This is a genomic window from Flavisolibacter nicotianae (assembly GCF_003628535.1).
Lineage (GTDB): Bacteria > Bacteroidota > Bacteroidia > Chitinophagales > Chitinophagaceae > Flavisolibacter > Flavisolibacter nicotianae.
This window is the reverse complement of record NZ_RBCI01000005.1, coordinates 243,952-256,844: the sequence shown is the minus strand read 5'-3', so window position 1 is coordinate 256,844 and position 12,893 is coordinate 243,952. Positions and strand designations below refer to the sequence as shown.

Genomic DNA, 12,893 nt, shown 5'->3' with positions numbered 1-12,893 from the left:
GTTCTTATTTCGTGATTTGCGCATTACGGTAGAGCGCAGCAGCACCAAGCAAGCCGCTGTTTTCCTGTTCCGACACGGCGATCTGGAGGCGTTTTGCGGATCGCTGGTAGGCGGTGGTTTCAATTTGTTCCCACATCCGTTTCTGAAACCATCGATATGCATGGCGCACCGAGCCCCCAAGAACGATCAGGTCCACATCCAATGCATACTGGATCATTTTAATGGCCTTGCCCAGGTGCATTCCCAGTTCCCCGTACATCGCGATGGCTTCAGCCTCTCCCCCTGTGGCCCGTTTAAAGACCTCTTCGCCTTCAATGCCGTAAACATTCCGGAAAAACTGTCCGCTGGCATAATACTCGTAACATTGATCGAGGTAATCAATCATGCCAAATTCACCTGCACCACCACTGGCTCCCGTATACAATTTCTCCTGAATGATGATGCCGGTACCAAGGCCCGTACCGATCGTTAACCCAATCATCGAAGCGTGCCCGCGGCCCTTTCCAAAATAATATTCACCCAGAGCGAAACAGTTGGCATCGTTGTTCAGCAAAGCAGGGAGATTATACCGCTCCTGCATCTTTTGCTGCAAAGCCACTTCTTTCCAGGAGGGGATATTGATCACGTCGTAAACTATCCCCGTTGCTTCATCGACCAACCCCGGCACACCAATGCCGATCGATTTAACGGAAGGGGTAAGAAGGCGGTCGGTTAGTTGAAAGAGTTGCTGCAACACCTCGTCAACCGTGCCATGAGGATTGATGCGCTGCGCCTGCATTCCTGTCAATTCATCGCCGCAAACGACACCGCCACGGATGTTGGTTCCGCCCAGGTCAATACCGATGGCACAGTCAGAATTCATGGTCAGTTTTTTAACAGGGCAGCGGCTTCTTTGTCTGCGTAGACGGTGGATCGTGGATGCTTTTGCAACCAACTTGCAGGCAGGGTTTCCGACACAGGTTCTTCCAGTGCTTTTTGCAAAATTCCGGCTTTGTGCTTTCCGTTAACCACCAGAAAAACGTTACGGGCATCCGCCAGGTCCGCAATACCCAATGTGATCCCGTTGGCCAGGTCAACCGGCTCCTGGAAATATTTCTGCCCGACCTTCTTTGTCTCCTCCGCTAATTCGGCGATATGGGCACGGAGCAAGGGAGATGTGCCGGGTTCATTCATACCGATATGTCCGTTCATTCCCAAACCGACGATAGCCAGATCGATACCGCCGTTTTGCTGAATAAAATTTTCAATCCGGCTGCACTCGGCTTCGGGATCCTTGTGCCTGCCATCAAAAAAACAAATCCGCTCTTCGCTAACCTGCAAGGGCCCGAACAATTCCCTGTCAAGATGAAAGCGGCAGCTTCCTTCGTCCTTGCCGTTCATGCCGCTCCACTCGTCGAGGCTGAGAAATAACCAGCCCGAAACATCCAGTCCTTCTTCCTTTACCCTGTGCACCAGTTCGCGGTACAAACCGGCCGGGCTGTCGCCCGACGCAACGCAAAGAAGGGGTTGTTCTTTTTTTTCAATGATCGCCAGCAAATCATCGACAGCCTGCCGCGAAAGGGAATCATAGGTTTCTGCAACAATAAGTTTCATCATTGATTGGGGTTTTGTTTTACTGTACGGAGAAGAAGATACATCACAAACAGGTGACTGGTGTGCTTTCTTCCCGTTGGCTACTAAGATACACAGTGCACCGTTAAGTAGCTGTTTGATCAACGCACAAAAACCAACTATTAACCGGTTCGCAATTTTCATCGGGAAAGGCACCAGGATCGTTGTCTCTTTTGGATGAAGAAGTAAATCTGAAACCATTGTAAAGCAAACATCCAACGGTTAATAGTTGCCGTTGGATGTTTACAGGTATATCTTTTGAGCCGGTAGCTTATTTCAGCACGTCGCTTACCGGTGCCGCAACCGGGTGCTCCGCAGTGAACGTTTGCCCCAGCAGCTTTGCCATTGTTTGCGCAAACTGTTTTTGATAATACTGGTCCTGTGTTTTCACTTCACCTTTCGCCGGAATTCCAGGTCCCATCACGGCAAACCAAATCTGGTGCGCATCGGAAATGTCGCTGCCATGACTTGTCCATTCATTTTTTATCAAATCACCGCGGCCATGATCTGTTGTGATGAACAGTGCTGTTTTATTCCGGTATTGCGGATCACCCTGCGCAAAATCCCAAATCTGTTTGATCCATGCATCTACCTGGTGTGCCGCATCGAGATAGTTTCGGTACCGGCCGCTGTGCGCCCATTCGTCGGTTTCGCCATAGGCAATGTAGAGAACCCGGGGTCTCCTGCTTTTCAGTTCTTCCATCGCCGCATAATGAGTAAAGACGTCGAGGCATTCGTCGTTATGCCAGGGTTTGTACGAGTCGGCCAGCATCGCATTGAGCAGTTTTTGCCGTGGGTTGGGATTGATTCCGCCAACAGGATCGAAAGCTGCCACGACCGGTATACCGCTTCGCTTCTCATTTAAAATCCGGTTAAAGGCTTCCCAGGCACCAAAGGCCGTCACCTTACCTTTCAGCGCCGGCTGCCGGTTAAAAAACTCAAGCAGTGTTGTGTGGGGATTGGGCGGATAACTGTTGGAATTGATCGCTGTGTCGGCAAAGCCGGTCATGATTTCACTGTAACCGGGATAGCTGAACCAATACGGATTGGAATTATCTACGTTGTTGCCAAATGCACGGTTGCCCCACAATTGTCCTTTTGCCAAAACGGAAGACCAAAGGAAGGGAAGCAATTTTTTTCTTCGTTCTGCTTCACGCGGCCCACCATATTTCTGAAACAGGTAGGCACTGTCGCCCTGGTTGAATGTCTTGTTATTGGCAATGGCTGTGTCCATGCCCCTGAAGACTTCCTGCCAGCGAAAGCCGTCTGTTGTGATGATGACCAGGTTTTCGGCCCGTTGCGCCTTGCAGCAAACCGAAAGGCAGGAAACGAAGAGTAAAAAAGAAATTTTCATATCGCTGAATTGAACTGGAAATCGCCTTCAAAAAGTAGAGAACAGGGAAAAATGAAAAGTGAAAAACAAATAAAGTAGCATCCATTCATTATTCAATGTTCATTATTCATTCTTAATTCAACCCGCCCTGCCCACGATACAGTTTCACCGGTCCGTCCAGGGTCAGTTTCAACACGGTCATATAGGGATCTTTAACCGCTTGCGGCACATTGATAAAAACCAGTCCCGGCACGGGGCTCCACGAAATCTTACCGACAATTTTTTGCTGCAGGTGTTGCTGCGTACCGAGCACCTGGATGTCGTTGATCTTGCTGCTCAACCCCTTGATCATGATATCACCGGTGGTGGCACCGGGAAGAAATAAATACAGCGTGCCCGAATCTTTCGACAGAGTTGTCGGTCCATAAAAATGACCTTGCGGCAGACCCGGCACCGATCCAAAAATCGCTTCCTCGTGCTTTTTGTTCCATTTGCCCAATTCTTTTAAAACTTGGACTTCCTGCGGTGGTATCGTTCCATCGGCCTTCGGCCCGATGTCGAGCAAAAGATTACCGCCATTGCTCACCACATCGGCAAAAATGGTGATGATCTCAAAAGGCGTTTTCCAGGCCGTGTCCTGCGGCTGGTATCCCCAGTTGTTGTTAATGGTCATACAGAGTTCCCACCAATTGTATTTGGGGCGGCTCACCGGGAAATTCTGCTCCGGTGTTTCGTAGTCCCCATATCCCTGCAGGCGGCCATTAATGATGGCCGACGGATTTTGTTGCAAAATCTGGTTGCGAACGCTGGCACTCTCCCACTCTGCTGCACTGTGCTCCCAGTCGCCATCAAACCACCAAAGGGCGGGTTGAAAGGCGGTGTTCACCTCGTTGATCTGCGCCTGGAAAAATTTGCGGAAGCGTTGCCAGCGTTGCGGATCGCCTGCCACGGTGTAGTGGTTGCTGTCTTTCAGGAAGCCTGGATAATCGGAGTGACTCCAGTCGATGAGCGAAAAATAAGCACCGCGTTTAATGCCTTGTTTGTCGAGCGCTTTGTAAAACGTCGTCAGAACATCTCGCCTGGCCGGTGAGTTTTTGGCAACGCTGAAATGGTTTTGCCGCGTCGCCCATAGCGCCACACCATCGTGATGCTTGGTGGTCATCACCGCGTAGCGGGCACCGCTCTCCTTTATCAGTGCAGCCCATTCTTCGGGGTTGTACCGGCTGGCTGTAAAGCCGTTCAGCTGCTTCATGTAATCTGCATGACTGATTTTTTTGTTGTGAAAACTCCAGCTTTCATCGATGCCATTGACGGAATAAATACCCCAGTGGATAAAGATGCCCAGCTTGGCATCTGCGAACCACTGCATTTTACCACGGATCGAATCGGGATTGACATTTGCCTGTGAAAAAGCGCTGATCGTGATTCCGAAAACCAGGAGTGAGAAAGTATATCGTTTCATACGTTTTTCTGTTTATTCGAATCGACAGAGACATCGAAGGTCTTCAAGGCCTCCGATGTCTAGACTTACCTTACCATGATTTCGTCGATAAAAATATGCGCATTGCCTCCCTTGCCGGGATGCCAGTCGGGTATCTTACCATAGTTCATGGCTTTTACCCGGATATAGCGAGCTTCCGTTTGCACCGCCAGGCCAAATTCTTTTACCGAAGCCTTGTAATCCTTGTCGCTGACGGTATTTTGCACATCACCCAGTGGCTGAAACGTCTTTCCGTCATTGCTAGCTTCAAAGCTGACGCTTCGCGGCATCCAGATCCAGCTTCCCACATCCTGCAGGAAATGCGCTCCCACGTAATGTACGGGTTTGCTTTGCTTTAAATCCACCACCGCTTCAAAATCATTGCCCTCATAGCTTTGCCACTCGCCGGTGCGGTAGTTGGCACCGCCGATAATGCTATCGATCAGAGCCTCCGGTCCGCCGGCACTGTACATTGCATTCATCTTGCTGATCACCTGCACGGTTTTATCTTCCGGCAACCGGTAAAAATCCTGTTCGATGGTTTGACTCTGCTGACCGTTTTTCACCGCATAAGCATACACGGTAGCTGAATGCTTCAGTGGCAACGGCGCACTGTATTGTTGAAAAAAGGCATTGGTGCCCGAACCATGCAAAGGCGTTACCGCATAAAAAATAGTGGTGCCGGGCTCAATGGATTTGATCTCGACCGAGGTGCTGCCTTTGAACTTTTTATCGTTTCCGGTCAGGTATGGCACCGGCGTAATGAGGTGATCATTGATCGCTGTTACCGGGATGTCGCTATCCGCTGTAGCCCATTTTTTATTAGGCATTGCACCCAGGTTAAACTGCAGTTCGCCGCCCTGCATCAAGGCCGTATGCTGAAGAAAGGACTGGCTGTGCGGCTTGCCGTTCAGTGTTGCCGACTGCACATAGAAATCACCGGGCTTTTTACGATTTGCTTTGATAACAAACTGCTTCCCGTTTTCCAGGTGGATCGTGACTTTATCAAACACCGGTGTGCCTAGAATGTATTGCCCGCTGCCAGGAGTAACGGAATAAAAACCCATGGCGCTGAGAATGTACCAGGCACTCATCTGGCCGCAGTCTTCGTTGCCGATCAGCCCGTCGGGAGCATTTTTGTAAAAGCCATTAAAGATCTTGTTGAGATAATACTGCGTTTGCCAGGGCCGGCCAACAAAATTAAACAGGTAGGCCATGTGGTGACTCGGTTCATTCCCCTGTGCGTACTGGCCAATCAATCCCGTCACATCGGCCTGGTCGCGGCCCGTGGTTTTGGATACGGTCGTGAACAGTTCATTTAACCGCGCCGCAAACGTTTGCCTGCCGCCATAGAGCTTGATCAAACCGGCAATGTCCTGCTGCGCGGTAAAGCTGTATTGCCAGGAGTTGCCTTCTGTAAAGAAATGATTGATTTCCCGCGGGTCGAAAGGACTGTACCACATGGCACCCAGCTTTCCCCGCATATGGCCGCTAACGGGATCGAACAGGTTTTTGTATTGCTGCGCCCTTTTCAGGTAAGTCTCCGCAGTTTCTTCGTCACCCAGCCATTTGGCCATTTGCCCGATGCACCAGTCGTCGTAGGCGTATTCAAGCGTTTTGGATACACTTTCCGATTCTTTGTCGTTGCTGAGAAACCCGTTGGTTCGATAAAAGGGCAACCCGAAGCGGGACCCTTCCGCGTAGCGGCGCATTGCAGCCAGCGCCTTTTTTGCGTCGAAGCCGCGAATCCCTTTTTGATATGCATCGGCGATAACAGGCACCGAATGGTAGCCGATCATGCAAAACGTTTCGTTGCCACTCAGCTCCCATACCGGCAACATACCGCCGTATTCGTCCTGCGCCAAAAACGTGTTGATCCAGTCGGTTGTTCGCTTCTGGTTAATGATGGTCATCAACGGATGATAGGCCCGGTGTGTATCCCAAAGGGAAAAAACGGAATAGTTGCTAAAGCCGTTTGCCGTATGAATTTTGTCATCCGTTCCGCGAAACTGCCCGTCAACGTCCATATACAGATTGGGATTAACAGACGCATGGTACAAGGCCGTATAAAAAACGGTCCGCTCGTCGGCTGTACCGCCTGCCACGTCGATCTTGCCCAGTTCCTTGTCCCAGGCCGCCGTCGCTTTTGAAAGCGTCGAGGTAAAATCAAAGGTTGCGTCTTCGGCTTCCAGGTTTTTCATCGCACCCTCGGCACTAACGCCACTGATGGCGACCTGCACCAGCAACGGCTTTCCATCACTGACGTCGAAGGATGAATAGGCTTTGATGTTGCGTCCTTCCGCTTTTGGCAACGCACCTTTTTCTTCTTCGTTGAGCGCTACGGTATATTTCATGATCGGCTTTGAAAAGCGAAGGGCAAAAAAGACGGTTTGTTTGTGCGCCCAGCTCCGTGATTGCCGCATACCGATCAGCGTGTGGTCGTCTACCTTCTGTAGCCAGGAATCGAGCACGATGTCACGGTGCAAAAGGTCAAGCAGCACATTCCCTTCCTTCGTGCCGGCCGGGTAGGAATATTTGTGCAAGCCTGTACGCAGGGTTGCCGTGAGCTCCACACCAATGTTGTATTTATCGAGCTTTACGCCATAATAACCGGCGTAGGCTTTTTCGTTCTGGTGCGAAAAAGAAGACTTGTAGTCCTCGTTGTTCCAACGGTAGGCACCAGTTGTGGGTTGCAACAAAATGTCGCAATAATCTTCAATACCCGTTCCGTTCAGGTGTGTGTGCGAGAAGCCGTAGATGGCACTGTCGCTGTAGTGATAACCACTGCATCCATCCCAGCCTTTCAGTCGGGTGTCGGGACTTAGCTGCACCATTCCAAACGGCATCGTCGCACCGGGATAGGTGTGTCCATGACCGCCTGTGCCGATAAACGGATTCACCAGCTTTGCATAATTTTTTTGTTGCGCCCCGCTGCTCATCCCGCACAGGACCGGCAGGAGAAAAAGTGCAGCTTTCAAACGAGATAGAGAAAACATTCTTTCTGATTTATTCCGGGTTTTTAAATTCAATGAAACACCAGCAGGCTTTCTTTCAACACCGCTTTGCTGCCTAAAGACCAACAATTGCACATTCCCTTCTTTAACCGTTCAGGGCGTGCAACAGGCTTTTAATGGCAGAGGCTTCGGTTGTCATGTAAGAATCGCCTTGGTCCGTGCCGGCAAAGGCAGGATGACGAAACTCCATCTTTGATCGTGCGTTGCTGCGCAGGGATGCATGAAACTCCATCGCACCGGTTTGTTTGGCCAGTTCCCCTATATTAACAGGTCGTACACCGCTTCCCGGCATGATGACGATCCTGCCATCGGCTGCCTTTACCAGTTCTGCAATCCGCTCCGCACCTTCTGTGGCAAGCGGCTTTTGTCCCGAGGTTAAAATGCGTTTGCAACCAATCTGGATGATCTGCTCCAGCGCCTCAAACGGATCGTAGCAATGATCAAAGGCGCGGTGGAAGGTGACGTCCATCGGGTGGGCCAGTTCTACCAGTTGCGCGGTCCGCTCCACGTCGATGCGGCCGTCTTTATGCAGCAGGCCAACGACCACGCCATCGCAGCCAAGTTCCTTGCACAACCGCACATCCGTCTTCATGATGCTGAACTCATCGTCGCTGTACAAAAAATCACCGCCACGCGGACGGATGATGGGAAACAGGGGGATGGTAACTTTCTCTCTTGCCGCTTTGATCAGGCCATAAGAAGCCGTAGTTCCTCCATCCGACGGGTTATCACACAATTCGATTCGATCCGCACCACTTTGTTCGATGACGACGCAGCTTTCGATGGTAAAGGCAATGATTTCTACCGTGTATTTCATTTATTTTCTTTCCGCCATTTTTTTAGTTCACCCTGGCGTTTCCGCCAATGACAGTTTTTAGTTGTGAATGGTGAATCGTGTAGGATCAATTGTGACAACAAAGCACCGCTGTTACCATTCACGATTCACGACGCACAAATGACATTTGTATATCTATGAATTGAAATAGCTGCCGGCCTGAAATACTTTTTCGATACCTGCGTTTTTTACTGAATAGGTAAAGCCTTTGTGAATTGCGTAAGCGCCGAAACGGCCTTTTTTGTCAAGGGCCAAAAAGCCAACCTGCAAACCTTTTGCTCTTTCCACGTCCCGCTTCACGATCCGTTCAACTACTTTTCTGCAGGCTTCTTCGGGTTTGGCACCGCTGCGCATCAGTTCAACAACGGCATGAGAACCGCAGGTGCGAATGACCTCCTCGCCCAGCCCGGATGATGTTGCCGCACCGGCATCGCCATCCACATAAAGGCCGGCGCCAATGATCGGCGAATCCCCCACCCGGCCACGCATCTTCCATGCAGCACCGCTGGTGGTGCAGGCGCCACCCATTTTGCCTGTGGCGTCAATGGCCAGCATGCCAATGGTGTCGTGATTGAGCGGACCGCCGGGCAATTGATTCGGATCTTTTTTCTGGTTTTCGATGTTGATCACCGGGCTGTATTTCGAAGTTTTCAGCCATTCCTTCCAGGCCTTTTCCGATTCGGGTGTCAACAGGTTTTCTTTCTTGAAACCGTTGGCCAGGGCAAACTGCAAAGCACCTTCACCAACAAGCATCACATGCGGGGTTTTTTCCATCACCAGCTTTGCAACCGAAATCGGATGAACGATATTCTCGAGGAAGGCCACCGATCCGCAATTGAGGTGACCATCCATGATACAGGCATCCAGTGTCACCTTTCCATCACGGTCGGGGTAGCCACCCAGTCCCACGGTGTGATTGTCAGCATCGGCTTCCGGAACTTTCACGCCGGCTTCAACGGCATCCAGCACGTCGCCGCCACGACTCAATATTTTCCAGGCCTCCATGTTGGCCGCCTGTCCAAAATCCCAGGTCGAAATCACGATCGGCTGGTCTGTCTTTCCTTCTTCCACCTCCGGCACGGCGCCCATCGTTCGTTTCACCAGTAACGAAGCGGACGAAAGAAGCGATGCTTGTAAAAATTTTCTGCGATGAAACATGATCATACTTTCTTTTCAATTTGATAAATCTGGTTCGGATGGGCGGTTGACACGGCCTGGCAGTTTGCGTATCTGTCATCCGTGTCACCAGCCGCTTTTACAAAGCAACAGGAAATATCCATTGCCTTTTCTTCCTTCCATTAGTTTTTCACGGTCGCGGGCTGCTGCAGTTTCAATACCCACACATGGTCACCCGATTTTTTAAGGGAAGTTGGAATGGAAACGTCAACGCCTTGCGCCGACGCTTTCCAGGTGAGTGGCTTTGCGCTACCCAGCAGATAAAGCTTTGCATTTTTGGCAAAGGGCATTTTCGTCAGTCTGACCGTCTTCTCCGGGAAATCAAAAAGGAAAATGTATTTCGTATTGCCGTCTTTCGATTGGGTGAACCGGATGCCATCGCCTTCACCAAACTGTGTAAACTTGCGGGTGTTGTAAATAGCCTCGCCGTTTGTTTTCATCCAGGCGCCGATCTCTTTCAGTCGCTGGTAAGCCACAGGATCCAGTTCGCCATCAGGACCAGGACCAATGTTGAGCAAATAATTTCCGCCCTTGCTGACAATGTCGACCAGTTTTTCCACGATTTCATTCGCCGGCTTGTACACATCATTCGGAACATAACTCCAGCTATTGCCCATCGTCATGCAGGTTTCCCAGGGATAGGGCAAGCCTTCTGCCGGAATGTGTTGTTCGGGTGTGAGATAATTTTGCTGCTCACCGGGAACGGCCCTGTCCACCACGATTAGGTTCGGTTGTTTTGCCCTTGCTTCCTTTACCAGTCGCGGCATGTCGATGTCCTGGCTTTGCGGGTTACGTGCCCACCGGCTGCCTTCCATGGTGTCTGTCAGGTCGGCATTGATTTCAGCTTCCGTTTTCTTTCGCACCCATCCCCCATCCAGCCAAAGGATGTCAATCTTCCCGTAGTCCGACATCAGTTCGTTGATCTGCCCATGCGTGTAGTCCACGAATTTTTTCCATTGGGCGGGATATTTCTGGATGGCATAATTGGGATTGCGATCGCTGGCCGGAAACTTCTTCCACCAATAGGCATCGCTGTGCCAGTCGGGCTTTGAAAAATAGGCACCGATCCAAAAGGCTTCTTTGCGGAATGCAGAGAAAATTTCTTTGGTCACGTTGCTTCGCGGATTGCCCGAAAAAGGGCAGTCTTTGTCCGTGATCTTGTAATCGGTGTACTTCGTGTCGAACATGCAAAAGCCGTCGTGGTGCTTGGTGGTAAACACAACGTACTTCATGCCGGCCTCTTTGGCAGCCGCCGCCCACCGCTCCGGATTGAATTTGGTGGGATTGAATGTCGTCTTGAGGTTTTCGTATTTTTTTACGTAGGTATTGTAGTCATCGCCAAGCCCCGTTTTTCGTGCGCCGGTTGCCCAGCTCAGGTCTTCTGGACAAATACTCCAACTCTCCACGATCCCCCATTGGCTGTAGGCGCCCCAGTGCATGAGCAAACCAAATTTCAGGTCCTGCCATTCTTCCAGCCGGTTCCGGATTGCCGGATTGGGATCTGGGTAATAGTCTTTGTGTTGTGCCAGGACTGTGGCAGGGAAACCGGCTGCAAGGAACAGACATAACAGAGCCGCGTGAAGGATTCGTTTAACAGGTTTCATTGATTTTATTTCGGGTGGGCAAAATACAATTGTTTGAAGAAAGGAAAATTGGCAAGATGCAGTCTAAAAAAAAGCCAACCCATAGAAAGGGGTTGGCTGCTTTTGTGAGACGACTGCTATGCGTAGAGAAAAGCTTTTGGGAAAAGCGCAAACAAGTGATTCCAGAATCCGGCTCCAAACAAACACTCCATTTTTGATCCCTGTGCCGGTTGTCCTCATGCGTTGCCTTGTTTGCGCTATCTTTTTTATTTATCCCAGAAAATTTTTGTCGCCAGGTTGTCTTTAGACCGGACTGCTTCGTAATTCGCGGTATTATACGTCTGTTCGGTGCTCGGGTAGATCCAGCGGTAAGGCGGCTGCTTTTGTGCATTCGCGTTGTCTACTTCGAAATTGAATACCGGTGCATCCAGTCTTCTGATTTCCGCCCAGCTTTCGAGTGGTTGCACGATGCTGAAATGAATCCACTTCTGCGTGGCAATCAATTTCAACTTTTCCGCGGCGGATGCCGCAAGCGACCAGCTTACACCCGGGCTGTTGAGATACGCGGTAATCTCGGCTTCGGTGAAGGGTGTCAGTGGGCCGGCCACATTATCGTTGCTTAAGGCTCTGAGGCCATAATAAAACGCAATCGATTTGCGGATGCCATCTTCGTATGCATTCTTCGCCAATGCGTCACTGCCTGCTTTCAGTAAACCTTCTGCTTTCAGAAAACTAACCTCAGAAGCCGTCATCAGAACGCCGGGAAAATACTGGTTGCGGCTGAACGTTGACCGGTTGTAAATTGAAATCATCCCTCCATCGACCAGCGGTGTTTGTGTACCGGAAGGCAAAAGCGGGTCCAGCCCTTTATATTCGCCATTGGCATTGGCGCCGGGTTCGAACATCGCCCGAAGACGGGGATCCATATTGGTTTTCATGTGATCGATCATGGCTTTGCCGGCCAGGTTGCCGTTCCAGTCTTCTAACCCGCTTCTGAAGTTCTTTGCATGAATTTCCGTACTCAGGTTGTACACATCGATCTGAATATTCTCCTCATTCTTATCAACGACTGGATAGCTGGCCGGGCTGTTAAGAATGGCCGTGGCTTCTGCCGCGGCTCTTGCCTGAAAGGCAGTCACACCCGATACCCTGGCCAACATGCGCAGACGTAGCGAATTACAGTACTTTTTCCATAAAGTAATGTTTCCGTTGTTCACGATATCCTGGTTTTTGAAACCCGTTTGAATTGCCGTCTTCACTGTCAACGTGTTCAGTTCGTCGGAAAATGCTTTCAGGTCATCCAGCATTTTTGTATAGATCGCTTCGGCACCATCGTATTTGGGAAATGATTTTGTATAATCTCCCCCATTGGCGCTGATCTTTCCGGCTTCGGAAAAAGGAATATCGCCGTGAAGATCGACAACCTTTTCCGTGTGGTCATAGAGATAGATGGCTGCAGCGATCATATAGATGCGACGATCTTTTTGATCATCGGTCGCCAGCTTGTTATAGACATTCTCGAGCTCCCGGTATTGGGCCAGAAAGTTGTAATAACTATTCCAGCGGTCTGTGATTCCAGCAGCACCCGGAACATATTGATTCAAGGCATTCACATAGCCTACCGCCTGTGTATAGTGCAGGACCGTTGTACGCAACACAACGAAATAATTCCAGTAATCGGGCAAAACATACCAGCGGTTGGACGCCAGAAATCCGGCAAATTGTTTTTCTACAGATGTCACGGATACCTTTGAAGGATCGGTATACGCATCGGCAAAATCCTTCTTTTTGCAAGCGGTAAAACCGACGGCCACGGCTGCAATGAGCAGGAAAAATATCTTTTTCATGAAATGATATTTAC

The 12,893-nt window shown here is 50.3% G+C and carries 9 protein-coding genes; all 9 read right to left on the bottom strand.

Annotated features, from left to right (window positions below):
- Positions 1-4 precede the first annotated feature (4 nt).
- The 9 genes from D6024_RS15825 to D6024_RS15780 all read right to left on the bottom strand — a co-directional run bounded on the left by D6024_RS15825 (position 5) and on the right by D6024_RS15780 (position 12,879).
- The gene (locus D6024_RS15825; protein WP_240410056.1) at positions 5-862 is read right to left on the bottom strand and encodes an ROK family protein; all 858 of its coding nucleotides are present in this window, start codon (positions 860-862) and stop codon (positions 5-7) included.
- A gap of 2 nt (positions 863-864) precedes the next feature.
- The gene (locus D6024_RS15820; RefSeq protein WP_162944800.1) at positions 865-1,596 is read right to left on the bottom strand and encodes a glucosamine-6-phosphate deaminase; all 732 of its coding nucleotides are present in this window, start codon (positions 1,594-1,596) and stop codon (positions 865-867) included.
- A gap of 286 nt (positions 1,597-1,882) precedes the next feature.
- Positions 1,883-2,965 carry an alkaline phosphatase family protein gene (locus D6024_RS15815; protein WP_121355612.1) on the bottom strand — a complete coding sequence of 361 codons (1,083 nt, stop codon included), beginning with the start codon at positions 2,963-2,965 and terminating at the stop codon, positions 1,883-1,885.
- 112 nt (positions 2,966-3,077) lie between these two features.
- Entirely contained in the window at positions 3,078-4,406 is a 1,329-nt protein-coding gene (locus tag D6024_RS15810) for an alpha-L-fucosidase (protein ID WP_121355611.1), read from the bottom strand.
- Between the two features lie 65 nt (positions 4,407-4,471).
- On the bottom strand, positions 4,472-7,420 hold the full coding sequence (locus tag D6024_RS15805) for a GH92 family glycosyl hydrolase (RefSeq protein WP_121355610.1): 2,949 nt from the start codon (positions 7,418-7,420) through the stop codon (positions 4,472-4,474).
- A gap of 103 nt (positions 7,421-7,523) precedes the next feature.
- On the bottom strand, positions 7,524-8,255 hold the full coding sequence (locus D6024_RS15800; protein WP_121355609.1) for a copper homeostasis protein CutC: 732 nt from the start codon (positions 8,253-8,255) through the stop codon (positions 7,524-7,526).
- A 153-nt stretch (positions 8,256-8,408) separates the two neighbouring features.
- A complete protein-coding gene (locus D6024_RS15795) occupies positions 8,409-9,437 on the bottom strand; it encodes a N(4)-(beta-N-acetylglucosaminyl)-L-asparaginase (protein WP_240410055.1) in 1,029 nt (342 codons plus the stop codon).
- A 134-nt stretch (positions 9,438-9,571) separates the two neighbouring features.
- On the bottom strand, positions 9,572-11,053 hold the full coding sequence (locus tag D6024_RS15790; protein WP_121355608.1) for an alpha-L-fucosidase: 1,482 nt from the start codon (positions 11,051-11,053) through the stop codon (positions 9,572-9,574).
- A gap of 245 nt (positions 11,054-11,298) precedes the next feature.
- On the bottom strand, positions 11,299-12,879 hold the full coding sequence (locus tag D6024_RS15780) for a SusD/RagB family nutrient-binding outer membrane lipoprotein (RefSeq protein WP_121355606.1): 1,581 nt from the start codon (positions 12,877-12,879) through the stop codon (positions 11,299-11,301).
- Positions 12,880-12,893: the final 14 nt, after the last annotated feature.